Source organism: Anabaena sp. WFMT, from assembly GCF_051781005.1.
GTDB lineage: Bacteria > Cyanobacteriota > Cyanobacteriia > Cyanobacteriales > Nostocaceae > Anabaena.
This window is the reverse complement of sequence record NZ_JBPWOA010000017.1, coordinates 43,538-69,658: the sequence shown is the minus strand read 5'-3', so window position 1 is coordinate 69,658 and position 26,121 is coordinate 43,538. Positions and strand designations below refer to the sequence as shown.

The following is a 26,121-nucleotide window of genomic DNA, read 5'->3' as shown; positions in this document are numbered from 1 at the left end:
GAATAGAGAGAAGTGATATTTTATCAAAATCATCAAACTTGACTAAAAAAGCCTTTATTGTCCTGACTTGAAGTATTCTCTATCCTGAATACATACATTAAAATTTTAATCGTACTTCTACTTTTTAGCAATTTATCATTTGCGGATGCTTATGTCTAGAGACACAAACTTGATAAAATACAAACTTGATAAAATATTCATTGAAAGTTAAATAAAAATGCGATCGCTACGCTGACGGCAGTTATCGCATTTTTATTTAATTCAGATTACAAAAATTAAACTTCCGATCTATCTGTCAAAATCTCATAACCACTATCTGTCACTAACACCGTATGCTCAAATTGAGCAGAAAGCGCATTATCAACAGTTACAGCCGTCCATCTATCAGATAAAATCCGGGTAAATCTAGAACCAGCATTCAAAATTGGTTCAATAGCCAAAGTCATCCCTGAGCGTAATTTCACATTAGGAATATCACGAGTTCTGTAATTAAATACCGCAGGTTCTTCGTGTAAATTTCGACCTACACCATGTCCAGTGAACTCTTCCACTACACAAAAGCCATTAGCTTTTACATGGTCTTCAATAGCACCTGCAATTTCAGTTAGGTGTACACCAGCTTTTACCTGTTCAATACCTTTAAACAAAGCTTCTTCCGCGACGCGAATTAGTTTAGCAGCTTCTGGTGTCACATCACCCACAGCAATTGTAATACAGGAATCCCCGTGAAAACCCTGGTAATAAGCACCTGTATCTACTTTTAAAACATCTCCAGTGCGAATCACTTTTTTATGACTGGGAATGCCATGCACAACCTCATTGTTAATGCTAGAGCAAATCGAAGCCGGAAAGCCGTGATAACCTTTAAAACTAGGAGTTGCACCCATTTCCCGAATGCGTTTTTCCGCATGAGCATCCAAATCAGCCGTAGTCATTCCTGGCTGGACTAACTCAGAAATTTCTTTGAGTACAGTTGCCACAATTTTAGCGGATTGCCGCATAATTTCAACTTCGCGCGGCGATTTAATTTCAATACCTCGGCGTTGTCTTTTTTCGGGTTTTGGCAGGGTTGGTTGAGAAAGTAAGTTACTGAAAATGTTCATGGGAAAATTAATAATTGCTGGTGCTTGACTGCCTAAGTGTTAATTAGTTGTCTAGCTTAGTTGAGAAAAATATCTATATTTAACTTAACTTATTTTGCGTCTCTGGAGAAATAGAGGTAGGTAATTGAGGATTGAGAAGAAGTTAAAGGTGAATCAACAGATATAGTTTTCATTCCTAGTGAATTGTGTATCACACAGTTGGATGACTCCAAATCAATAAGTTTTTTAAATAGGGATTTTATAAAAATTGTGCAGCATCAGCTTTTTGGCAATAAGTTGTATCTATTCTCAATATTATTGACAACATTATCAATAATTTGACGAATTTAGGTTTTTTCAGCAATTGATATTGACCTATACATTTTTTCTGGTATTATACCTGTATACTCAAAAAGTTTTCCTGTGTTATACTGCGAACGGGTAAAATCTTGACTTATGTCATACTGAGCGTAACGTAGTGCAGCGAAGTATCTCAGAGATTATTCACTTCGTATGGCTAACGCCACGCTGCGCTATCAGAATGACACTTTTAACCCGTTTTTAGTATAAATCTTTCCAGAAAGGCTGTTTGTCTCCTCAATTCAGAATCAAGATTTACAGGATGAAGAAGAAATAAACAGGATTTTTGATCGATGTTAATTTTTGCTATCCAGTACATCCTAAAAATCCTGATATGGCTCGCGCCACGCTATCAGACAGTTATTAATTAACCACAATTTCCCCAACCATCCCCGCTTCTGCGTGTCCAGCGATGGTACAGCGTAAATCATATTTACCTGGTTTGAGAGGAACAAATACCCATTCTGCTTCTGCATCAGGTTTTAGTTCTAGTTCGTGAATCGCACCTTTAATTTCTACATTACCAGCTTCGACTTTTTGTGTCCAAATCGCATCAGCAAAGTCTTTACTCGTAAAATAATGCTTCTCAGGGCTAGGATTATTCAGGTGGAGGTTGTAGCGTTTACCAGCCTGTAATTCTAGATGGTTTGGCTCAAACTTGAGTTCACCAGCAGCGTTACCCAAACTGACTCTAATCTCTGTAGCTGGTTGTTTGAGTAGATCACCAGATAAATTTGCTGCGCTGGCTGGAGTTGCACCCATGAAGCTTAGACATAGTAGGAATGTCAATAAACAAAAGACTGGATATAGATGTTTGGAAATTTTTGTCAGTAAACTACTCATTTCTCACTTTGGTTATTAGTAACACCTATGACCATTATCTATGATATGAGCCGAAATCTCTCAATCAAACTCTCTTATTTTCTTGTTCCCTGTCACCTCTGCTATTATTACCAGGACAGCAGACGTAAGATTTTAGGATTGCTTTGCAGCGATCGCAATGACAATATCACAGACTGATCCAAAAGTATCAGGACTTACGCAACTGGCTTGCTTTGTAGGGTGCGTCAGACTTCATAAATCCTGCAAATAAACAGATATTTGATATCTGACATGGTTGGTGAGCTTGCCGAACCACACCATAAATTATAGATGTTTGGTGTGACACTTGCGTAAATCCTAAGTATATAGGGACTTATTTGCATAAGTCCCTGTCACATTTTTTGCAGTTCTAGCCCTGCACATGATGGGTACTGGAGCTAGAATAATAGTCGATTAGTTTGATTTTTAATTAAGTTAGCTTGATTGCTGAGGCAGAAGCTGACTTTTTCTTTAGGAATCCAGCTACAGAACCAAGTACCAACAGACCAAAAATTGTTCCCGGTTCAGGGATTTTATTTGCTGTTAACTGACCACCGAAGTCTAAACCACAGTTTCCACTTTGGATACACACTTCTGTGGAAAGCCCATCATTCAAGAAAATGGTAGTTGTAGTCAACCCTTGTGCAGGATCTTGGAAAGTATAGTAAAAGAACCCAGAGATAGCTGAGTTAAAGTCGTCTCCTAAGTCAAAACCTGTAGATGTGCCAAAATTGCCTGATTGCAGAACAGTCTGGGTGACTGTATCGAAGTTGAAATTGAAGCTAAAGCTAGGACTAGTAGTAGGACTTGAGAAATTGTAAGCGAAAGTTTGTAATAAATCGCCGCTGGGGTTGAAGAAAGAAAGAGTAAATGTCTTTAGCTGATCTTGGGTAACAACACTACCTGAGAGACTATCACTATAACTGAATTGCCCTTCAGCAGAATAACCTTGTTCTCCTGTCCAATTAAGACCAAATAAGGCTGCATTCGCACTGGGAATATTAACAACAGTTGCAACGGAGGAAACGGCAGCAATTGCTACTGTCGCTTTGATTTGCTTGTAAATACTTTTCATTTTTTTTGATACCAACTCATTATGATCTTGTTTTAGCTATCAGCTAATTTTTGGTTAGCTTAACAAAAGGTGAAATTTAGAAATTGAATTTCTATGCCCAATTAAGCACGACAAAAGAGGATATAACTAATCCGGTTAGCTTACCTTCTATAATCTCAAATGCTTTAATTTTGGATCATAGCAATAGTGGTCTGATTTAACCTAATCCATTTCCAAAAAATACCTTTGGGGAGATTCTATCATTAGATTCAATCTCATCAATATAAATCGAACTGGATTTTTCAAAATAGCAAAAAAATATATTGGATGTTTTTGATAAAAAATTATATTCTTCATTAATTAAATAAATCTTTATCTATCCTTAACTTAATATTGTTATTTTATTTAGCCGCAAAATTATTTATAGTATTTGCCATATTCTTAGACATTTAACCTTGATTGTTCGACACTTTTAGGCATTAATCCCGGCCTAATCAAAAAATATTTGTGTTAATGCATAATATAATAAATTTATACAGTGAATAAAGTCATATAATGGTCATATCTGATTCTTGATAGCTTGTGTGGCATAGCCATAAACACTTGTAAATGTAGGGAAATCAAGGCATACTGAGCTTTAAACACATAGCTCTAGGCTATGCCAACAACAAGCAAATAGGATTTCCATATGTAGATTTAGATCAAAAAACCCTGACAAATTAGAAAATTCATCCAATCACAATTTCCAGATATTTATCGAATATTTGTTTGCCTAATAAAATATAGTGATCGCTATTACAAAATTAAATAAATTAAGTTACGAACATAATCTATTGAATATTTTTCTCAATACCATGAAAATAATTCCACCAATATATTACAATTAATTAACTAATAATTTCCCCTATCTTCTATACAGTTGACTAATTTACATTGAACTTTAAATACTAAAAAATTTGTTTTTGTTAAGAATAATTTTCAAAAAAAGCTACTAATAACCGAGAAAAAATCTTTTATTAAATTAATCATTACCAAAACTTAATCAATATCACATATTTTACTAATGACATCTGATGTGAATTGAAACATCGTGTTATCCCATCAAGGTTGTCAAATTGGACAAAATAACAGTTTTAGAGACATTAACCAAATCACAATAGTCTCTACATCTAATAATTAATTCACATGAGAAAATTAGACGTTTTAGGCGTTTAATTAACATTTTACACAACCAAAAATTTCCACATGACATTATCAAGACGTAAGTTCTTTTCCATCGCAGGTGCAACTGCGGCTACCACTTTAGCGGCCTCTCCTTTAGAAGGTCTTCTGGCTAGAGCAGCTTTTGGTCAAACAACACCTACAACTACAGGATATGGTTCCCTGATCACTATTCCTGGTGCGCCTCTAGCACTACCAAATGGATTCCAATATCGGGAGATATCTCGCACGGGTAATCTCATGGCTGATGGCTTTCCAGTGCCTAGTAATCATGATGGGATGGCAGCCTTCCAAGGACCCAGGGGTACAACAATCCTAATTTGCAACCACGAAATTGGCGGTACTGGCACTACTGGAAAAGTACAAGTACCCAGTGATTTAGCCTATGATCCTGCTTGTAGAGGTGGTACTACAACACTGGTTATAGATTCCAATCGTCAGCTAATTAAACAATTTGCTTCTCTTGGTGGCACGATTCGTAACTGTGCAGGTGGTCCAACACCTTGGGGTTCATGGATTACCTCTGAAGAAAATGTAGACATACCTGGTAGCGGCCGATTACAGTACCACGGTTATAACTTTGAGGTTCCAGCTAATGCCACCGGGCCGGTAAAAGCTGTACCTCTAAAGGCTATGGGACGCTTTAATCACGAAGCTATCGCTGTAGACCCCGCAACTGGCATTGTTTACCAAACTGAAGATACCGGAGATAGTCTCTTATACCGTTTTATTCCTAACATACCAGGTAAGTTAGTAGAAGGTGGTAGACTCCAAGCTCTCAGAATAGGTTACACTAGCAGTAGTGCTGGTAGTGTGAATACTGCTACAGGTTTCAACGTAGGACAAACATGGACTAATATCAGCTGGGTAGACATCCCTAATCCAGATCCAACCACAGATAATGTCCGTGTACAAGGTCGTAATTTAGGCGCAGCCCGATTTGCCCGTGGAGAAGGCATTTGGTACGGTAACGGTGAAATTTATTTCTGTTGTACCAGTGGTGGTCCTGGCAGCCGTGGTCAAGTCTTCCGTTATACTCCTGCTACTAATACACTTGAACTGTTTGTTCAGTCTCCAAGTGCAACTACTCTCCGTGCGCCCGACAACATTTGTGTGGCACCTTTGAATGGTGATCTCATTCTCTGCGAAGATGGAGCTTCTCCTAATTTCATACGAGGTGTAACTCCAGATGGAAAACTTTATGATTTAGCCCGTAATACCTTGAATGGTAGTGAGTGGGCTGGAGCTTGTTTCTCCCCCGATGGTAAGACTATGTTTGTCAATATGCAAAGTCCTGGTATTACTTTTGCGATTTGGGGTCCTTGGGAAACTAGAATCTAAGAAATTTCTCGATTTATGAGTCATCTCATCAGAATATAAGTTGAAAACCCCGGAATTAGACCCTAAAAACGTTTTTAGGGTTTAATGTCTGTAAACTATTTAAGGGCTTTAGCCCTGAGTGACTTATCTATGCTCTGCCATTATTGCCGGGCCAGCGGTGACCACAACAATTTTATCAGGATTTAGTAACTCACGCGCTGCTTGATTAACTTCAGTAAGATTGACTTTCTGGATTTTTTGGACAAAAGAACGCAATTCTATCTCATTTAGTCCATAAACCTCATTCATCAGAATTCTATCTGTTAATTCCTCTGGTTTTGCTAGGGAAATATTATAGTTACTAATCAGGGTGCGTTTGGCAGTTTCTACTTCTAGTTCGGTGACACCTTGCTGATGCAGTTGTTTTAATAGTTTGCGGGTGCTTGCGATCGCTTTATGAGTATCTTCTGGACTGGTTTGCATTTCAATCAAAAACGTACCGATGTTCCTTCCCGCTTGGAAGTTACTATAAATCCCGTAAGTTAAACCCAAGCGATCGCGCACTTCTGCTCCCAGTCTACTAGATAATGTATCCCCTCCCAAGATTTGGTTCAACACTAAAGCTTGATAAAAGCGAGGATCTTGGCGTTTAATACCTGTATAACCCATATAAGTCACAGCTTGGGATTTACCAGGCAGAACTGAATTAAAATTTCCCCCCTTTTCTGCCATCACCACTGTAGGATATTTTAATATTGGTGGTTTTCCTTTAACTTGCCAATCACCCATTTGAGTTTCTAAGAGCGATCGCACTTTCTCTACATCAAAATCACCCACCAATGTTAATACTGTAGTATCTGGACGATAATGTTTTTGTTTAAAAGCGATCACATCACCTCTATTAATATTCTGTATACTTTTTTCTGTCGGAAAGTTATGCAAAGGATGATTATACGGATAAATAGATTGAATTAATTTCCTATTAGCAACCTCGTCAGCATCATTTAAATCTGCATTTAACCCATTTAAAGCCTGTTGACGACTGATTTCTAACTCATTTACAGGAAAGGTACTATTTTTGACAACATCCGTCATCGTCTCCAGCAAAACAGGTAAATCTTCCCTTAAACTCTTACCCTGAATACGCACACCCTCACGCTGCGCTGCAAAATTCAAACTCGCACCCCGTGCCTCTAAAGTTTTAGCAATAGTCAATGTATCCTTGGTTGTAGTCCCATTCATCAAATTATCTGCCACCAAAGAAGCTAATCCCGCTTTATCATCTGCATCAAATTCCTTACCAGCTTTGATATAACCACTCAAACTCACTGTTGGACTACTTTGATCAGGTAAGAGTAACACCCGCAAACCATTGGCCAATGTTACCTTTTGTGGTAAATTTCGGTTTGAATTATTAGCAACAGCGTTCGTACTTGGTAAATATTTCATCACCTCAGATGCAGCTACAGAAACCCCCGCAGAAAAATTTTCTGAAGTTGCTGTTGAGGATGATTGAGTATCCCTGTTCACTTCTTTTTGGTTTGGTTCAAAAAAACCAACTACCTGGGCTTCTGGTTTGAGATATTTATTGATTACAGATATAATATCAGTCGGCTTTACCTGGCGGACATTTTCTAAATACCGTTCTGTATAGCGATAATCAGCACCAATTAGCTGATCATTAGCAAGCTGCATAGCTTGACTATTGATATCACGACTATTTAAAACTACAGATGCTGCTAATTGAGTTTTTGCCCGTTCAACCTGCTCTGATGTTACGCCAGTTTTTGCCAGTTTCGCCAGCGAACTCTTCAAAACCGCATTAATTTTTTGTAAATCCTGATTTGGTGCAGCAGTAACCGACAAATCATACCATCCTGACTGTCGCAAACTAGCAACATGAGCCGAAACATCAATAGCTAAACCTGATTTAACTAAAACTTCATATAAATAAGAATTTTTTCCCGATGTTAAAATATAATCCATCACCCCTAAAATTGGTACATCTGGGTGATTTAAATCTGGAAGTGGATAAATTACTTGTAAAAGCTTCTCAACACCTGATTCTTGCAACCAAATTGGAGAAGTAGAAATTTGGGGAGTCGGAGATTTGGGGATTTGGGGAGATTTTTGACTTTGGGGAATTTTGCCAAAAATACTTTTTACTGCTTCTAGGGTTGGTGCAGTTGGGAAATCTCCGACTATTACCAGAGTAGCACTATCAGGATTGTAAAATTGCTCATAGTATTCTCGCACCTGCTCAACCGTTAATTTTTCTACATCGGCTTCAGTCCCACCTGTAGCTAAACCATAAGCATGATTAGGGAACACCGACTTCATGACAGCACGCTTAAGACCGTATTTTGGACTATTTTCATAGCCTTGCAACTCAGAAATTACTACCCGCTTTTCAGTAGCTAATTGCTGGTTATCAATAAGCAAATTTTGCATCCTGTCTGCTTCCAGTTCTAGCAGCGTTTGGAGTTTATCACTTTCGGCTGTATTGTAATATGCCGTTTGTTCGTAACTCGTAAAAGCATTGGAATCACTACCCAAAGCACTAAACAACTGTCCAAATTGCAGAGGACGGGTTTTTGTGCCTTTAAACATCATATGCTCTAACTGGTGAGCAATACCATTCATTCCCGGTGGTTCATTAACTGAACCAACTTTATACCACATCTGCACAGTTACAACTGGTGCATTATGTACTTCTTTAGTCAATACAGTTAAACCATTTTTTAGCACTGTCTGCATGACATTTTTTGTCAATGTCAGATTATTTGTTTTTGTGTCTACGAATATTTGCTGAGAATGTTCCCAGCTGGCACTCACTAATTTTTGGCTATCTGAAACAGTATGCTTTAATGAAAATGTGGCAATTAGCGATAAAATGAACAGTATTAGGGGAATACGATAACGATAAAATCCAGAAATCACAAACATATATTTATTTAGCCATAAGTAAATAAGACTACATTCTTTTTACCTATACATCTTTCGTTTAATCTTTCTGGAAAATTTTCAGAACAAAGATTATGGCTATAGCTTACGTGACGACGTAGGAGTCATAGGCCAAGCTACGCTATCCGTAGTTAAGGAAGAAGGAGAATATTCCCCTATCTTCCCCGTTACCGATTACCCATTACCGATGACCAGATTAACCAAGTTTGTCCAAAAACCGAATAAACTCTAAAGGTAAGCCATCAGCATCAGCGATAAAAGCGACTTCCAAAATGCGATCGCCTATTTGCTGCTGAGTTGGTTCTAACAGGATTTGCAGGGGCTGCAACTCACTTACCATAGCTATTCGTGATTTTAAACTTTCCAACCAACTGTGTAAATCTGGTGCAATCTCAGTTAGATCAAAGGAAAGATGATAATAGCCCACATAATGCTCATCTGCAAAAGCATCAGGGGCTGGTTTGGGCTGGGGAATTTGGATTAATTCAATGCGGCTATCCAATCCTTCCAGCCAGCAAGCTAGAGTATAACCTGTAGTGAAGCGATCGCCAACTGTAAATCCTAACTGCTCATAAAAAGCGATCGCCAGATGAATATTCGCAGTCCGAATAGAAGCATGATGCATAATCAGTAATGAGTGCTGAGTAACGAGTAACGAGTAATAGAAATTACCTTATTAGAGTCCTGAACCAAGTAATACTCCTCGTAAACAAGTACATGAAGACCTATGACTAAGAGCAACTAACTACTAATTATTATCATTCAGAACTCCACACTCAGTACTCGGTACTCGGTACTCCCTACGCCCTACTCAAACAGTCTAAAATAAGGATAACGCACAGGCACACCAGGCTCCTTGTCCAAATCAAAATTAATCACTTCCCAGCAAGGTTCCTCCGCAGGATCAGGACCAAACTCTACTGGTAAGCCATACAAACGAGCCGGAGTAGCTTCTGGTTGTCCAGAACGCCAAGGACTACTGCGTTCCAAATATCCACTCATTAACTCCTGATAGCGTTGGGCAATAATCACCCTTGTAGCTCTATATCCTTGAGTATATAGCTTATCTAACGCTTCGTGAATTTCAAAGCGAATCCCATCAGGATGAGTATGTTGTCGATACCATTCACCATCCCACCTGCGCCAATGACGACCAGATTGGAGATGAACCAACTCTCCTGTTTTTGGATTTGCTTCAAATGCACCATGACGCGTACACAGATAGGTATCAGTCAGCGTCAGCGCGGGAATAGACTGGCGACAGTGAGGACACTGTATTTCAGGGCCAAATATTGGGTACTGCAAGCCTGGATTCATCATGAAGTGCGTACAAGCATAATTTTGTCTTCACCAGCACCAGTGGGTTTGATGTTACGCTTCGGCTCTGCCACTTTGAGTTACTTGCTCGTCACTGCAAACCAAAGGGGTTGCAGCCAGAGTCTTTCTCATAATAGTACCGCACGGCAGAAATAAAGCTAAAATTCTCAGTGAAACAAAAGCTAATGATATGAGCTTTTTGACTTTCGACTTTCGACTTTCGACTTCCGCACAGTAGTACTAGTGACTTCCTTAGCCTACAGAGCAAACGGCTGTGATATCCTGGTTGTGCAACCAGCCTCAAAGGTTGGAGTTTTTCCAGTGTTCCTGGGTACCATATCAATATTCTATCGTGTCTACTGTTTCCTACTGGACATCTCCCGATTTTTCTCAAGCTGCCTTTATCGCAACCAATGCCGTTGTTGTCGGCTCAGTCAACATCGCAGCAGGGGTAAGCATTTGGTATGGAGCAGTGGTTAGGGGGGATGTAGAACGCATTGAAATTGGCGAATGCACAAACATTCAGGATGGAGCCATCCTACATGGTGATCCTGGTTGTCCGACAATCTTAGAAGATCATGTTACCGTAGGACATCGTGCTGTGGTACATTCTGCCCACATTGAACGTGGGAGTTTAATTGGCATTGGGGCAATAATTTTAGGTGGAGTCAGAGTTGGTACAGGTAGCATCATTGGCGCTGGTGCAGTAGTCACCAAAGATATACCTCCCTTTTCTCTAGTAGTAGGCATTCCGGCTAAAGTAGCGCGTCAACTCACAGAAACCGAAGCCGCAGACCTCATCGAACACGCCGAAAAATACCACAAATTAGCCCTAGTACACGCTGGTAAAGGCACAGATATTGGTTTTAGGTAAAGGGTAATTGGTAATTGGTAATTGGTAATTGGTAATTGGTAATTGGTAATTGGTAATTGGTAATTGGTAATTGGTAATTGGTAATTGGTAATTGACAGGAATTAAGCAATGACAACTGACCAACTTAATCATTCTTTACAATTAAGCTTGGAAAAATACCCCACTTCGGCTAAAAATAAAAATTGAGAGCTGTTGATAAAACTTTAATTTCTACTTAACAGAAGGATTCTAGATATGGACATGGATATGCGTGTAGTAATCGTTTTAGCACCAATCGCTATTGCTGCTGGTTGGGCTGTGTTTAACATCGGTGCTGCGGCTTTAAGACAAGTACAAAACTTCTTGAACAAAGAAGCATAATTAGGTAATGGGTAAGGGGTAATTGCTGAGTACCAAGTACTGAGTACCGAGTACCGAGTGGTTGACTCTTCTACTCATGACTTGTTACTCATTGCTTTGTACTGACTTGCCCCCAATCCTCAGTTCCTGTGAATATAGATTTCTTACTCCAACCCTTTCAACACTTTGGTGTCAATCTGGGACTTTCGCGCATTGTCAAATTATTAGACAATCTCGGCAATCCTCATCACCAAGTCCCCATAATTCATGTTGCTGGCACTAATGGCAAAGGTTCTGTTTGTGCCTATCTTTCCTCTGTACTTACTGAAGCTGGTTATCGGACAGGACGCTACACTTCACCCCATTTAGTAGATTGGACTGAACGCATTTGTATAAATGAACAACCAATCGACACAGATGATTTTTCTCAATTAATTCTAGAAGTCAAAGCTGCTATTGACTCTGAAGAAGAATCACCAACTCAGTTTGAAGTAATTACCGCAGCAGCTTGGTTATATTTTGCACAACAAAAAGTTGATATAGCAGTTATAGAAGTGGGACTAGGAGGGCGTTTGGATGCAACTAACGTCTGTTCTCAGCCCTTGGTGACAATAATTACTTCCATCAGCCGGGAACACTGGCAGCAATTAGGCCCCACTGTTGCCGATATTGCTAGAGAAAAAGCTGGTATCATTAAACCTGGATGTCCTGTAGTAGTTGGTCCGTTGCCACCAGATGCTCAAAAAGTGGTGCGAACTGCTTGCAGCAGCGCTGAGTTCCAAGGGGAAACGCTGACGCGATCGCCTACTATAGAATTACAATGCCCTGTTATCACGCCTCAGCCAGGATTTCCCATAACAACAGATTGGGCAGAATATCAAAAAATTCTCACTCCAGAATCAATAAAATATCCTCTACCACTACAGGGACAAATTCAATTAACTAATTCAGCTTTGGCTTTAGCCGCTTTGGAAATATTGCAACAAAAAGGTTGGCAGATTTCGGAAACAGCCATAGTCAACGGGATGGGAAAAACTAAATGGCCAGGCCGAATGCAATGGATAACCTGGAAAAACGATCATCAAAATTATCAACTATTAATTGATGGCGCACATAACCCAGCCGCAGCAGAGGTTTTACGCAATTATGTAGATACTTTTAATGCCCAGAACATAACCTGGGTTATGGGAATGTTAGCAACTAAAGATCATGCTGATATTTTTCAAGCACTACTCAAAAAAGAAGATAAATTATATTTAGTGCCAGTTCCAGATAGTAATTCAGCAAATCTTGATAAATTAACAAATTTAGCTCATGAAATTTGCCCAGAATTAAGTTATTGCAGCACCTATCCAGATGTATTTTCTGCCTTAGATGCTGCTTTCACCTCCACAGATAACCTAGTCGTTCTCTGCGGTTCCCTCTATCTAATTGGTCATTTTCTAGGTAACTCATAATTACGAATTACGAATTACGAATTACGAATTACCTATTATCCCACTGCTGCGCTGCATCATCTACAGCCTTATCCACTGTTTTTTCCCCTAACATCGCCGCTTGTAAATTTTCGTAAATAGTTTTTTGCAAGAATTTAAAATCTTTTATTTTCGGGGTTAACACCTCAGCTTTTTCCATCTGTTGAGCGCTGAGAAAACGCCCCTTTTCTACAGTTGAAGCATTAGCAGGAACATCCCTAAAATAACTGTTAGCAAGTGCTTTGACAGTTGATGGTAGGACATTAGCAGCTTTAGCAAATACTAGTTGATTTTCATCATTAGTAACAAACAAGGCAAATTTAACCGCTGCATCTGGATTTTTTGTAGCGCGGGGAATGACTATATTCATAACAGCTACATTTTTTTTGCCTGTATCACCAGTAATTTGCGGTGCGATCGCAGAAGCTTGAGCAATTTTTGGTGCATTATTCGATATCGTCTTCAGAAACTCAGGACCAGAAGCTAACAGTGCTGTTTCTCCAGATTGGTATAAATCAACGGCATGACGATGTCCTTGTGTCAATGACTCTTTAGGTAGTAATCCTTTTTTATATAAATCTACCCAATATTGAAAAGCTGCTTTTCCTTGTGGGGAATTAAAACCTGCTTTACCCTCAGCATTTACTAAAGTGACTCCCATTTGGACAAATGATTCCAACACTTCCCCAGAATCTTGGGGTACAAAAGTTGCAAAAAAGGCGTATTTACCCGTTTTATCTTTAATTTTTTGCGCCGCTTGCGCTAATTCTGCATAAGTTGCCGGAGCTTTGTCGATACCTGCTTGTTTTAATAAATCAGTGTTATAAATAGTTAACCTTGTGGTGAGATACCAAGGAATCCCAAAACTCTTGCCATTGAGGGTACTAGCTTGCCAAATATTAGGCAAATAGGAGGAACGAACTTCACTTGACACTTTTGCATCTAAATCTAACCAGGCATTTCGTCCTGCAAGTTGGGATGCGAAATCTGGATTAAGGTTGACAACATCAGGTGGCGTTTTTGCGGAGACAGCTGTTAAAATCTTGTTCTCCATCGCTGACCAAGGTACATCCACCCATTTTACTTTGATACTAGGGTTTTGCGATTCAAAGCTCGCAATTAGGTTTTGAAAGTAGTCTGTAAATTGGGGTTGGAGTTGCATCGTCCAAAACTCAATGGTTGCTGCTTCTGAAGCAACTGGTTTTGTACTTGCGCCAAAGTTACCTGTGCTGCAACTTACAACCCAACTGGTAAGTAAGCCCAGCAGCGCCCAAACAGTTAGTTGTTTGAATTTTTGTGATTGAATCATCGTGGTAATATTTTTACGTTTGAAAGGTGTGCAAAACTTATGCAGAAATGTCGAGATTATAGGCTATATAGATTACTTGGTACTAAGTTTGCTTGGAACCAGATTTAAATTTTTCATTTAGTAGTCTAGTGGGTAAAACTGTGGTGAACGTTTTCAGTAAACTCAGTAATCTCCTTGGTAAATCTAATAAAGGAATTGGCATTGAGCTTGCACCAGAACGAATGAACATAGTTCAGTTACGTAAGCAGCGCCAAGGCTTAAAACTAGAATCATTGACAACGATACCAGTACCAGAGGGGTTAATTAGCGACGGACAAATTAACGATTCTCCAAGGATGGCAGAACTGATCCAGGAGGCATTGGCTGAAAGCAAAATTAAAGCTTCCCGCGTTGCCACTTGTATCCCAGGAAGAGACGCTATTGTGCGTGTCATTCCTGTGCCAGCAGAGTTGGATGATAAAGAACTGCGGGAGATGGTGCTGAACCATGAAGCCGCATTGTATCTGCCCTATCCACGAGAGGAAGCTGATGTAGATTATCAGAAACTGGGGTACTTTGTAGATGAGGATGGAATTGAAAAAGTACAGGTACTTTTGGTAGCCACTCGCAAGGAAGTGACAAATACCTATATTAATACTTTTGCTGAAGCAGGATTAAAGATTGATGTTTTAGAAATTAACAGCTTTGCTCTCATTCGGACTATTCGTGATCAGTTAAGGCTATTCGGACCCCAAGAAGCAGCAGTATTAGTTGATATTGAGTTTGATAGCACTGAAATTGCCATCATTATCAATGGCGTACCGCAATTTTCGCGTACCGTCCCTATAGGTACATATCAATTGCAAGCTGCTTTATCAAGGGCAATGAATTTACCCACATCACGAGATATGGATATGTTGATGGGTATGACTATTCCCGCTAATCCTATGGATTTGGGCAGAACTGGGACTACAGGTGTTAATCCTGGTATGGGTCCGATGTTGAAAGTATTGGGAGAATTATCGGATGAATTGCGCCGGTCTATAGATTTTTATATCAATCAGAGTGAAGGTTTAGAAGTAGCGCAGATTCTCCTAGCGGGTACAGGAGGAGGACTCCAACAGCTAGATGAGTTCTTTACTCAACGATTAGGTTTTCCAACTACCCAAATAGATCCAATCAGAGATCTGTCTTTGGAAGTAGAAGCTGAAAAATATCCATTGGTACAACGCCCTGGTTTGGGGATAGTACTTGGTTTAGGAATGCGGGAGGCATAACAACGTGTACAGTCTAGATATTAACTTTCTTAAAGACCGATCGCCTGTTGAAATCAATAAGGAAAAACCCGTCAGACAACCAATTAATCTGGGAGATTTAATGCCAGTGTATTTGGGAGTCGGTGTGGGTTTATGTTTCCCAGCTTTGGTATTTGGTGGTTTGTTGTTTTTACAAGCCAAAACAGATGAGTTAACGCAGGCAATCCAAAAACTAGATCAGGAAAATAAGGAGTTAGACGGTAGAATAGCCAACATTAAGAAAGTCCAGGATGAAACCACAAATATTAAAGTGCAAACACAAGCTTTAGTGACTGTGTTTGATCAAATTCGTCCTTGGTCTGCCATGTTACAAGATTTGCGCGATCGCATTCCTGCGAATGTGCAGATTGAAAATATCAAGCAAACGGCCGGTGTGATCCAAGCACAGGATAAAACGCCTAGCAATCCCGCTGGCAGCCTAGAAATTAACGGTTTTGCTCGCTCTTTTAACGATGTCAACGATTTTGTATTGAGTCTCGGACAATCTAAGTTCTTGGATGCATCAAACAGCACAATTAGTACAGCAGAGTTAATTGATGCACCTTCACAAACAGGTGCTGTTCAACCTGAAGGTCAAGGTCAGGAGAAAATTAAACCAATTCAAGTGGTGAAGTACACCATTAAAGCTGGTCTGAGTAACGTACCAGCATCTGAATTAATTCGTGAATTAGAGCAAAAAGGCACAGTCGGACTAGTGACTAGGCTTCGTAGCATTCAAAAAACAGGAGCCATTACCAAATGACACTGAGTGATGATTTAAGTTTTTCACAACACGCTAACAATTTTGATGATGCCCCATCATCCTATCCTGTTGCTTTCGGTATTACTTTCACACCACCAATTATTGGTGCGTTAGTTGGAGGTATAGGGGTTCTTGCGGCTGGTTATATGATACTGAACATGGTTATGCCTGCTTGGGATACCTATCAGCAGAAACAAGCTGAAAGTAACACACTCCAAGGACAAGTTGACCAAAAGAGACTTCAAGCCAAACAAATTGACAATGTATTAGCAGAGTTAGCCCAAGCCAAGCAGCAACAAATCCAAGTTTTAGCGTTATTTGCTAATGAAAAAAGTTTAGGCACATTGTTGATGGATACTAATCGCTTGGTCGAGTCTAGCAATGGTCAAGGCGCTGGAAATAACGTCAGAGCCAAACTCAAAAAGTTTGTACCATCTGGAGAAGAAGCACAAATAGTTACTGATAGCAGTCTTGGAGAAAAAGTCAACAATAAACTCAAACGCAGCATTATCAAAGTTGATATTGAAGGCACTTTTGAGCAAACGCAATCAATTATGCGTAATATTGAGCGTTTACAGCCTTTATTGCTAGTCAAAAACTATGATTCTAAATTAGTGCCACCAGAAGCAGAAACTGTAGATGGAAAACAGAAAATAGTTCAGACCGGCCCAGCTAAACTGGGTACTTCTTTTGAATTAGAGGCATTAATGCCATTAACAGCAGAAGAAGCCGCAGAAGCAACAGCAAAAGCGGCTCCACCTAAACCCTAACCATCCAAATTACTGAGTGCTGATTTGTATAAAAGCAAATTTAAGGCACGAAAGGTTGCTTCCAGATGGTTAGTTAACAAGTAGACATACAGACTGGTTTCTATTTAATGTGAGGAATGAACTGTGAAACAGGTTCATAGTAATGCTTTAATTTCAAGTGTGACTGCTTGTGTAATCTTAGCAGCGCAGCCAGTTTTGGCTCAGACAACTCAAATTACTGAAGTGCAACTAAATCCTGCTGATGGAGGAATTAGTGTTATTTTAAAGACCTCCTCTGGTGACAAGCCTCAGGTTTTTACCACCAAGAGGGATAAAGCCCTAGTCGCAGATATTATTAATACCCAATTGCGTTTACCTCAGGGTAAAAGTTTCCGACAAGAAAATCCTGCACCGGGAATTGTCTCAGTTGAGGTTAATCAGTTAGATGCTAATAGTGTGCGGGTGACAGTGACAGGTAGTGATAATGCCCCCACTGGTAAGCCTGTAGTCCGACAAAATAACGGTTTAACTCTTGGCTTTACACCCAGCACAGATGGAACAGCATCAGTACCCATTACACCAAATACAGAAATATCATCATCAGCAACTCCATCTGAACCTGGTAAAAAGATAGAGGTGCTAGTACCTAACCCAGAAGTATCTATTGACGGACAACCTGCAAAAGCAGCCGGTCCTAATCAACCTTATAACCAAGCTCCTCCTTTTTTACCTAGAGCAGTTGCCCCACCAGTTGGAGATATTACTCAATCTAATACTGATACTTCTCCAACCGTGATTGATTTAGGCACTCAAGAACGGGTTCCGCGTCTAGTGTTGCGAGATGCACCAGTTAGGGAAGTTTTGTCACTGCTGGCTCGTGCTGCTGGTCTTAACCTAGCTTTTGTCGGTAGCGAAGGAGCAGGAGCGCCATCTGCGGGAGGTCAGCCAGGTGCTACAGCAAATAGCCAATCTATTTCCCTAGATATAGAAAATGAACCGGTTCAAGATGTATTTAACTACGTTTTGCGCTTGAGTGGTTTAGAAGCAAACCGTAGTGGCAGAACAATTTTTGTCGGTACTAAACTGCCTAATTCCACCCGTGATATTGTGATGCGGAGTCTGCGACTAAATCAGGTAAATGTGGGAGTCGCGTTGAACTTTTTAGTTAGTATGGGTGCAGAAAGTGCTGTTAGTCGTGAACGACAAGTTACTAGTGTAAATGCTGTGCCTGTAGGTACTGGAGTTGCTCCCATTACCCAAACTCAGACCACTACAGAAACAAAAGTAGAAACTCAACGCATTAATTATACAGACTCAACGCCTTTACTAAGGGGGTTACAAGCACTAGGAGACGAGCGCACAAATGCTGTGACTTTGATTGGTTCTCCTAAGCTAGTTGAGATGGCAACAACTCAATTAACTCAACTTGATATCCGCCGTCGTCAAGTGGTGGTTAATGTCAAAATTGTTGATGTTAACTTATCAGGAGACCAACTGTATAACACCAGTTTTGCTTTTGGGATTGGTAATAATTACTTCTCTGTTGATGGCGGTGCTGCCAGTCTGAACTTTGGTGGTTCGAGACCTCCTACTAGCACTGAAGCTAGAAGTATTGTGAATGATACGCCTACTACAGCCAATCCACTGGGTAGTGCAAATATTTTTCTGGATCGCAGAGATCCAAGTACAGGAAGTCCCACCGCTGGTGTAAGCACGAACCCTGGAGTAGCAGGTATAACAGAAATTACCCCAGGAACACCAGATACTCCTACTGAAATCACATACGAGCTACCAACATTATACCAATTTCCCAAACGTCTTCTAGCTAGTTTGCAAGCTCAAGTTACAAGCGGCAATGCCAAGATTTTGACTGACCCAACCTTAATTGTTCAAGAAGGTTCAACAGCTAATGTCAAACTTACTCAAGAAGTAATAGGAAACATCACGAATGAAATTACTCGTGGTGACGGTGCTACTACACAAACGATAGAAGCAAAAAAGGAGGAAGTAGGTTTAACCCTAGCGGTGAAAGTCGATCGCATTGACGATAACGGTTTTGTGTCCCTATCGGTTGCACCTGTAGTTAAAGCACCCCAAGCACCAGCAAATATTAACGTTGGTACAGGCTCTCAAACAATATTTTTAGTATCTGAACGCTCTCTAAATTCTGGCACAATTCGTCTGCGAGACGGACAAACGCTAATTCTTTCCGGTATTATTCAAGACCAAGATCGGACAAGTATCAGCAAGGTTCCTATCTTAGGTGATATTCCCCTGATTGGTTCACTGTTTAGAAGAACAAACAGAACCAATGAACGCAGAGAGGTAATTGTTTTGCTCACCCCGCAGGTGATGGATGACTCTGAGCGTTCTAGTTACGGTTATAACTACACTCCTAGTCCACAGGTACGGCAAGTCCTGGAACGTCGTGGTTTGCAGGTTCCTGGCAGACAATAGGCTGTGCAGATACCCGGCTTATACAAAAAGTTGGGTATCGCAGATAATATTAATGTGGAGCAAATTCTGTAAATTCACGCATATTAGGAGAGTGGAATCTAACACTATATCTTCTTTAGGTACACCTTATTCAAGTAGTAGTGTAGCAATTCTTACTTCAGTGCCATCATGCTGTATCCAAATTTTGCCGTCTTTGATATCAATGTGTATACTACAGCCATGAGTGCGATTATTCCCACACCAACCGCTATGAAGTAGAAGATAGTGGTCGTGTTGGGTATCTATAACCGCTTGTGCTTCAATTTCTTCTGGCGAAAATCGCTTTTTCACTCTTTCTAGAATTAAATTCTGAATTATTTGACGATACTCTTCTACTGCCATTGAACAATTCTCTCCTCTTTTGGCTCATAAACGAGTAGGTTAATTCGATTTCTCGCAATTATTGTGAAAGCGATCCTTCTCCATGTAAAATTTCCTGACTCTTAACCTCAAAACGTTAGTACCATTTTAACTCTAAGGAAAAAAATAACTTTTATTCCCAGTCCCCTAAATCCAGTCCCAAGTAAGTATTTATGCTTAAAAATTGGGTGTTTTGAGTGCAACAATGACCCAAAAAACACAAAAAATCCTGAAATCTATATAAATTAATGCTTTCATCTGTTCACTTCTGGCTACAACGCCTTAGAATGATTCATTGAAAAGTCGAGCCAATCGGATTTACAGCGGTTTTGAGTGTAAATACTCTTAAGGGACGATTTTTGTAATTCTGCAAACAGAGATTTCCGTAAAGATGGGACAAATTACATCTGGAAAAAATCTCAGTAAACATTAAGGAGTTTGATATGAACAAGGGCGAATTAGTTGATGCAGTGGCTGAAAAGGCAAGTGTTACCAAAAAACAAGCGGATGCTGTTTTAAGCGCCGCTTTGGAAACAATTATTGAGGCTGTTTCCTCTGGTGATAAGGTAACTTTGGTAGGATTTGGGTCTTTTGAATCACGGGAACGCAAAGCTCGTGAAGGTCGTAACCCTAAAACCAATGAGAAAATGGAAATCCCTGCTACCAAGGTTCCTGCTTTCTCCGCTGGGAAGATGTTTAGAGAAAGAGTAGCACCCCCAAAAGAGTAGGTTCTGTTCTAGGAAATCTTTTTTTTATGCCACAACAAGCACACGGGGGAAATTTAGCTTGGGCAGCAGCACTGGCTGGCTGTTCCCCTGATGCTATTGTGGATTTTTCTGCCAGTATTAGCCCGTTGGGACCACCAGACAGCGTTATTGCTGCGATTGTGTCCCAACTAGGTAATCTGAGGCACTATCCAGACCCAGAATATAGTGAATTGAGACTAGCTCTGGGTCATTTCCATCAAGTGCCTTCTGAGTGGATTCTGCCTGGTAACGGTTCTGCGGAATTACTTACGTTAATAGGTAGGGAACTAGCGCAATTATCCGCAACGATGTTAATTACTCCAGCCTTTGGCGATTATTACCGCACTCTAGCGGCTTATAACGCTAAAGTTCTGGAGTTTCCCCTAATCAGTTCTGAGCAACGAGTGCCGTTAGCGGTGGCAGGGCGTTTAGCCCATGCTAAGTTACCAAATTCACTCAGCACTGATTGCGGTTTACTGCTGAATAACCCCCACAATCCAACAGGTGAGCTATTTTCACGGGCTTCTATTTTGCCTTACCTGGAAGAGTTTGCTTTGGTGGTGGTGGATGAGGCATTTATGGATTTTCTGCCTCCTGATGAGGAACAAAGCCTGATTGGTTTGGTGCAGGAATATGAAAATTTAGTGATATTACGATCGCTCACAAAATTTTATAGTTTGCCTGGACTCAGGTTAGGTTATGCGATCGCTCACCCTCACCGTCTCGCTAAATGGCAATCATGGCGAGATCCCTGGCCTGTCAACACCTTAGCCGCAGCTGCTGCGATCGCCGCACTCCAAGATACAGAATTTCAACAACACACCTGGAAATGGCTGCCACAGGCACGAAATCAACTCTTTCAAGGTATAGCCTCAATTCCCGGATTACAACCCCTAGAAGGTGCTGTTAACTATTTATTGGTGGAGTCTCAACAATCTACCTCCCAGTTACAAAAAAAATTACTCCAGCAGTACCAGATTTTAATTCGTGATTGTCTTAGTTTTAAAGAATTAGGCGATCGCTATTTCCGCGTATCTATCCGTTCTGACGCTGATAACCAACGCTTACTAACAGCCCTTCAATCAGTACTGAGTAACGAGTACTGAGTACCGAGTTTGTAGAGAAATCAATTCTAAAATCCCTATTCCCTGTTCCCTATGAATATTGATTATGATCTCGTAATTATTGGCGGTACTATTGCTGGATACAAAGCTGCTTTAGCTGCAACCCAACTACACGCCAAAGTTGCCTTGATACAGCCTCAAATCAACTATGAGTTAAATTATCATTACGCACTTAGCGAATTGGGTAAAGCGGCGAATCTTGGCATTCTTGACTCACAGGTAAATACAACACCAGATATTTACTCAGACCGCACGAACGGTACTGCAGTACTAGCGAAAAAATTACAGATAGGGATGTCTCCGACCAACTACACCAAAGCTTGTAAAGAAACAATATTATATGCCCATGCGATCGCAGCAAACCTCACACAAATCAATTCTCTGACTAATTTAGCCGCCCAAGGAGTCGATGTTATCCTTGGTAATGGTCAATTTCAATCTTCTCCCCAACTAAGTTTTGCAGTTAATGAGCGAATGTTACGCGCTCGTACCTATTTACTCGCTTGTGGCTCACATCCAACAATTCCCAACATTGAAGGATTGCAAACTACTGGTTATCTAACCTTAGCTAATATTTGGCAATCATTAGAAAAACCAAACCCACCAAAAAATTGGGTAATTCTTGGTGGTTTACCCCAAAGCATTGAAATTGCCCAAACCTTAAAAAGGTTGGGTTGCAGCACTACACTGATACTAAATCATCCCTATATTTTTTCTATTCTCGACCCAGAAATAGCCCAATTATTGATAGCAAAATTAGAAAGTGATGGAGTACGCGTCCTCACCGAAACAGTAGTAACTCAAGTGCGGCAAATTGAAGATAAAAAATGGATTCAGGCAGGAGATAAAGCCATTGAAACTGATGAAATTTTAGTCGCAACTGGACAACAGCCAAATTTAGAATCTCTTAATTTAGCAGCAGTAGGTGTGAAATGGAATCAACGCCGTTTAATCGTCAATCAAAAATTACAAACTACTAACCCACGCATTTTCGCTTGCGGTGATGTTATCGGTGGTTATGATATTGCCAACATCGCCAATTATGAAGCTAACCTTGCTCTGAAGAATGCTCTATTTTTTCCTAGAAACTCAGTTAATTATCGTTGTATTCCTTGGGTAATATCTTCGCACCCAATGGTAGCACAAATAGGTTTAACACAAGTGCAAGCTCAACGCCAATATGGTCGAAATCAGGTTTTAGTTTTTAAGCAATATTTTAAAACATTAACAGCCGCCCAAATCCGGGGAGAAATTACAGGTATTTGTAAATTAGTTGTCCGCGAAAATGGGGAAATTTTAGGTGCTTCTATATTAGGAGAAGAAGCAGGAGAGTTAATTAATTTAATTGCTTTGGCAATGTCACAAAATATCAAAGTTAAGCATTTAGGAAATTTAGCGCCTTTTTATCCAAGTTTCTCAGAAATTTTGGTAGAAACGGCACAACAATGGGGTAAGAAACGGTTAAATAAAAACCATACTTTACAAGAATTTTTACAAAGTTTCTTTCATTTTCGTCGTGATTGGAATTTTTAACGTGTAAATTCAAAATAATTTGTAAATAGGGCTTGCTGAAAAAGTCTTTCCGTTAGAGCTAGGAGTCAGAAGTCAGGAGTCAGGAGTCAGGAGGAAGAATTAGAAGTAGATCAGAATATTCTCAAATCTGGGTAAATGAACAGTTTTTGATGATTTCATCGCTTATTTCTTGCACCTTCTCCTACTTTTTTCAGCCTGAAACTGTTGATATATCTAGGTTTTTGGTTTATTCAGCAAGCCCTAAATAGTGCGAGAAGAATAATTGAACGCAGATGGACGCAGATGAACACAGATAAATAGCGATTAATCAAGGGATTTCAGGATGATGTGCAGCCTCACATAAAATTAGTATGAGCCAATTTCAATAAATCGCATAGTTTACACTTGCAACATCACCCATACTACACCTGCTACTACTAAAGGCACACTCAAGTTATCAGTACCACTAGGGGAAATTCCTTCTACTAAGGTGGCACAAGCACCACTAAGAATAGCCGCTAAAATTGCCCTATTTATACTTACCAGAGTTGCTAAAGGGCTAAATAATGAACCAGGGAGTAGCCGCAGTACCAAAAATATTACAGTTGTACTCACCAAAAACATTACTGCTGAACCTTCCCAAGAACGGATAGAATTTCCTACTTGGTACTGATGTTTTCCAAAACGCCTACCAATTAACGCTGCTAGTGCATCTCCCCAAGTCATAGACATCGCCCCAGCTACAGCAATGGGAACGTTATCAATGAGGCCATTTGGTCGCCATAGTAAGGCAAATAGCAAGGTAATAGAAATGGCAAAATATACAGTACCTGGTGAACTATCTTCTCTATCCATTGCACTAATGAATCGGTAACGGTACAAAAGATAATTGATACCGATAAAAGTAGCAAAGGGAATAATTCCTATTTGCCAGTTTTTGAATAAAAGTAAAATAGCAAAAACCCACATTCCTCCACCGATATGAATGATTTTGCGGGTGATATCCTGTTTGACACCAAAAAATCTATGTAATCCTTCCCCAAAGAGAAGCAGACTAATGGCGTAGATATAGGAAGTAAATAATCCTATTAAGTCTTGGTTAGTGATCAATTCATGATTCATTATTAGAATTTTGAGTTGTTATTTTGTTTTTCACTATTACGCTTGAGACTTTTTTCTGTTAAGGAAACGCTACCTACACCTTGGAGAATACCACGTCCAATTAAACCTAAACCACGACCAACTATTTTGGTGAGTATAAACACAATACCACTACCTGCAAAGCTGACTATAGATTGTATTCTAGGTGCGATCGCATCACGAAATTCTAGCAACAATGTCATTACTAAGGGAATACCAGAAAGCTTTTCTAACTCTTGATTACGAGGTGCATAAGTTGATATTTTAGCAATGCCACGATGTGCAAATATGAATAGTTCATAACGACTTTCAAATATTGCTTGTGGCTCATTTACATAATTGTTTAATCTATATTTCCAAGATAAATTGTTTCTAAAGCGTTCAATTTCTCGTGTGGAAATCAATTGACGATCATAAAAATTTTGTTTAATTGTTTCTACATCGGCTAAAAAATTTAGCAATGGTTGGACTACACCATTAGCAATCTGAATTAATAAATTCTCTAAAATTATTGATGCTTGGGAATTTGCTTGTTCACTGCCTGCTGTATAAGATGTGTTATCGACATACAAATCAGTTTGCCATAGTAGATAAGAAAACAACTCTTCAACCAAGGGAATTTTATTCAGAATTTCAGTTTCTACACCTGCTGCATTATTCAATAAAAAACTGACTATCTCTATATTTGTATCGCCTACACGTATTTGTGAATATTTACCATAAAAATCAGTAACTGCTGATTGCCATAAATTATTTAATATCTTATTCTTTAAATCAGGGAATTGCTTAATTTTTACTTGTGAATTATTTAGCTCGTCTAACTGTTGCGATACTTTTTGTAAGATGAGATAAAGTAATTCTCTCTTTTTATCTTCCCGAAAAATATCAATTTCTAAAGGTATATCTGTGATATTTTGTAAAGAAAACTGAAGTTTATTAATACAAGATGCAAATAATGTAGATTGTAGTGCTTTTGGACTCAGTAAAGGTGGTACAAAAGTTTGCATTTGTTGTGATTCTGGTTTGCTAATAGCACTACTCAGAAATGGAATTGGTGGTGGTTGAGGTGCTTGTATTGTTTGCCTTTCTTGCGGTGCAGATAATAATTTATTAACCAGCCAGCGAGCAGCTAATAGTTCTCGGCGATGTCCAGCGAGAATAGCTTTATCTAATATTGGTAGTCCAGGTATTTTCAGTTGTGCTGTAACTGCGGTAAGAGTAGTATTAATGTAGCTAATTCCTGATAAACGGACATTATTCCGCAGCCTAGCTAAAGGTAAATGAGGTGATGGAAAATCTTTTATTTCTGTTCTTGCTGACCAATAGTAACCACCGTTTGCTATTTCTTGGATGATGGGAACTAATTCAGCAATGGATATACCTTTGTGACAATACCCCTTTATACCAGTATTTTTGGCAGCTAAGAGCAGTTCTGGTGTAGAAATAGAACTCAGAAGCAAAATAGGTATATGGGGATATAAAGCTTTGAGTTGTCTACAAAATTGCAAACCCATCTGCTGAGAGTCGGTAGAACTTCCATTACCTAACTCTAAAACTATTAAATCTACTTGGCTGGGGTCTAGAGCAGCAATTTCCGCTAAAACTTGCAAGGCTGCGGTATCTGTGGGAACATCTGCTATTATTTGTAGGGGGGAAATTGTTTCTAGAGCTACCCTTAATCCTAGACGAAATATGGGATCTGGGTCAATTAACAATAATCTTAAAGGGCGATCGCTCATAGTCAGATCAAATACACGTAGACTTTATTCCCAGACATCAGT

At 39.7% G+C, this 26,121-nt stretch carries 20 protein-coding genes and 1 pseudogene; 11 read left to right on the top strand and 10 right to left on the bottom strand.

What is annotated here, in order from left to right; all coding sequences use genetic code 11:
- Positions 1–275: 275 nt before the first annotated feature.
- From map to ACSQ6I_RS09100, 3 genes are all read right to left on the bottom strand, one after another.
- Complete coding sequence (map, locus tag ACSQ6I_RS09110; protein ID WP_438890035.1) at positions 276–1,103, bottom strand: type I methionyl aminopeptidase; 828 nt, start codon at positions 1,101–1,103, stop codon at positions 276–278.
- 702 nt (positions 1,104–1,805) lie between these two features.
- Entirely contained in the window at positions 1,806–2,204 is a 399-nt protein-coding gene (locus ACSQ6I_RS09105) for a cupredoxin domain-containing protein (RefSeq protein ID WP_438890034.1), read from the bottom strand.
- Positions 2,205–2,733: 529 nt separating this feature from the next.
- Positions 2,734–3,378, bottom strand: a complete 645-nt coding sequence (locus tag ACSQ6I_RS09100) for a PEP-CTERM sorting domain-containing protein (RefSeq protein ID WP_438890033.1) — start codon at positions 3,376–3,378, stop codon at positions 2,734–2,736.
- 1,224 nt (positions 3,379–4,602) lie between these two features.
- On the opposite strand from ACSQ6I_RS09100, the gene ACSQ6I_RS09095 reads away from it, so the two are divergent.
- Positions 4,603–5,919 carry an alkaline phosphatase PhoX gene (locus tag ACSQ6I_RS09095; protein ID WP_438890032.1) on the top strand — a complete coding sequence of 439 codons (1,317 nt, stop codon included), beginning with the start codon at positions 4,603–4,605 and terminating at the stop codon, positions 5,917–5,919.
- Between the two features lie 123 nt (positions 5,920–6,042).
- On the opposite strand, the gene ACSQ6I_RS09090 is transcribed toward ACSQ6I_RS09095, so the two are convergent.
- The 3 genes from ACSQ6I_RS09090 to ACSQ6I_RS09080 all read right to left on the bottom strand — a co-directional run bounded on the left by ACSQ6I_RS09090 (position 6,043) and on the right by ACSQ6I_RS09080 (position 10,182).
- Positions 6,043–8,844, bottom strand: a complete 2,802-nt coding sequence (locus ACSQ6I_RS09090; protein ID WP_438890031.1) for a M16 family metallopeptidase — start codon at positions 8,842–8,844, stop codon at positions 6,043–6,045.
- Between the two features lie 214 nt (positions 8,845–9,058).
- On the bottom strand, positions 9,059–9,487 hold the full coding sequence (locus ACSQ6I_RS09085; protein WP_438890030.1) for a VOC family protein: 429 nt from the start codon (positions 9,485–9,487) through the stop codon (positions 9,059–9,061).
- A 182-nt stretch (positions 9,488–9,669) separates the two neighbouring features.
- Positions 9,670–10,182 (bottom strand): TIGR02652 family protein, encoded by a 513-nt coding sequence (locus ACSQ6I_RS09080; protein ID WP_438890029.1) that lies wholly within the window; start codon positions 10,180–10,182, stop codon positions 9,670–9,672.
- A 349-nt stretch (positions 10,183–10,531) separates the two neighbouring features.
- On the opposite strand from ACSQ6I_RS09080, the gene ACSQ6I_RS09075 reads away from it, so the two are divergent.
- The 3 genes from ACSQ6I_RS09075 to ACSQ6I_RS09065 all read left to right on the top strand — a co-directional run bounded on the left by ACSQ6I_RS09075 (position 10,532) and on the right by ACSQ6I_RS09065 (position 12,849).
- Positions 10,532–11,053, top strand: coding sequence for a gamma carbonic anhydrase family protein (locus ACSQ6I_RS09075; protein ID WP_015214190.1), 522 nt, complete (start codon positions 10,532–10,534; stop codon positions 11,051–11,053).
- Between the two features lie 234 nt (positions 11,054–11,287).
- A complete protein-coding gene (locus ACSQ6I_RS09070) occupies positions 11,288–11,413 on the top strand; it encodes a photosystem II protein Y (protein ID WP_015214189.1) in 126 nt (41 codons plus the stop codon).
- Between the two features lie 128 nt (positions 11,414–11,541).
- Positions 11,542–12,849 (top strand): bifunctional folylpolyglutamate synthase/dihydrofolate synthase, encoded by a 1,308-nt coding sequence (locus ACSQ6I_RS09065; protein WP_438890028.1) that lies wholly within the window; start codon positions 11,542–11,544, stop codon positions 12,847–12,849.
- Between the two features lie 28 nt (positions 12,850–12,877).
- Here ACSQ6I_RS09065 and ACSQ6I_RS09060 read toward each other — a convergent pair whose 3' ends face one another.
- On the bottom strand, positions 12,878–14,176 hold the full coding sequence (locus tag ACSQ6I_RS09060) for an ABC transporter substrate-binding protein (protein WP_438890027.1): 1,299 nt from the start codon (positions 14,174–14,176) through the stop codon (positions 12,878–12,880).
- A gap of 140 nt (positions 14,177–14,316) precedes the next feature.
- On the opposite strand from ACSQ6I_RS09060, the gene pilM reads away from it, so the two are divergent.
- The 4 genes from pilM to ACSQ6I_RS09040 all read left to right on the top strand — a co-directional run bounded on the left by pilM (position 14,317) and on the right by ACSQ6I_RS09040 (position 19,419).
- Complete coding sequence (pilM, locus tag ACSQ6I_RS09055; RefSeq protein WP_438890026.1) at positions 14,317–15,432, top strand: type IV pilus assembly protein PilM; 1,116 nt, start codon at positions 14,317–14,319, stop codon at positions 15,430–15,432.
- A 4-nt stretch (positions 15,433–15,436) separates the two neighbouring features.
- Positions 15,437–16,213, top strand: coding sequence for a PilN domain-containing protein (locus ACSQ6I_RS09050; RefSeq protein WP_438890025.1), 777 nt, complete (start codon positions 15,437–15,439; stop codon positions 16,211–16,213).
- Positions 16,210–16,983 (top strand): pilus assembly protein PilO, encoded by a 774-nt coding sequence (locus tag ACSQ6I_RS09045; RefSeq protein WP_438890024.1) that lies wholly within the window; start codon positions 16,210–16,212, stop codon positions 16,981–16,983. Before ACSQ6I_RS09050 ends, ACSQ6I_RS09045 begins: the two co-directional genes overlap by 4 nt.
- A 123-nt stretch (positions 16,984–17,106) precedes the next feature.
- Positions 17,107–19,419 carry an AMIN domain-containing protein gene (locus tag ACSQ6I_RS09040; protein ID WP_438890023.1) on the top strand — a complete coding sequence of 771 codons (2,313 nt, stop codon included), beginning with the start codon at positions 17,107–17,109 and terminating at the stop codon, positions 19,417–19,419.
- 49 nt (positions 19,420–19,468) lie between these two features.
- Here the strand turns inward: ACSQ6I_RS09040 and ACSQ6I_RS09035 are convergent.
- Positions 19,469–19,800, bottom strand: a pseudogene (locus tag ACSQ6I_RS09035) (XisI protein).
- Positions 19,801–20,261: 461 nt separating this feature from the next.
- Between ACSQ6I_RS09035 and ACSQ6I_RS09030 the strand changes: the two are divergent.
- Genes ACSQ6I_RS09030 through ACSQ6I_RS09020 form a run of 3 tightly spaced genes read left to right on the top strand, consistent with a single transcriptional unit; the run spans position 20,262 to position 23,221 of the window.
- Entirely contained in the window at positions 20,262–20,546 is a 285-nt protein-coding gene (locus ACSQ6I_RS09030) for an HU family DNA-binding protein (protein WP_015214180.1), read from the top strand.
- 26 nt (positions 20,547–20,572) lie between these two features.
- Positions 20,573–21,670: a threonine-phosphate decarboxylase CobD gene (gene cobD / locus ACSQ6I_RS09025; RefSeq protein ID WP_438890022.1), complete on the top strand. Its 1,098-nt coding sequence runs from the start codon at positions 20,573–20,575 to the stop codon at positions 21,668–21,670.
- 51 nt (positions 21,671–21,721) lie between these two features.
- The gene (locus ACSQ6I_RS09020) at positions 21,722–23,221 is read left to right on the top strand and encodes a dihydrolipoyl dehydrogenase family protein (RefSeq protein WP_438890021.1); all 1,500 of its coding nucleotides are present in this window, start codon (positions 21,722–21,724) and stop codon (positions 23,219–23,221) included.
- Positions 23,222–23,599: 378 nt separating this feature from the next.
- Here ACSQ6I_RS09020 and ACSQ6I_RS09015 read toward each other — a convergent pair whose 3' ends face one another.
- Together ACSQ6I_RS09015 and ACSQ6I_RS09010 are read right to left on the bottom strand one after the other, a co-directional pair.
- Positions 23,600–24,322, bottom strand: a complete 723-nt coding sequence (locus tag ACSQ6I_RS09015) for a diacylglycerol/polyprenol kinase family protein (RefSeq protein ID WP_438890020.1) — start codon at positions 24,320–24,322, stop codon at positions 23,600–23,602.
- Positions 24,323–24,324: 2 nt separating this feature from the next.
- The gene (locus tag ACSQ6I_RS09010) at positions 24,325–26,079 is read right to left on the bottom strand and encodes a DUF3685 domain-containing protein (protein ID WP_438890019.1); all 1,755 of its coding nucleotides are present in this window, start codon (positions 26,077–26,079) and stop codon (positions 24,325–24,327) included.
- Positions 26,080–26,121 lie beyond the last annotated feature (42 nt).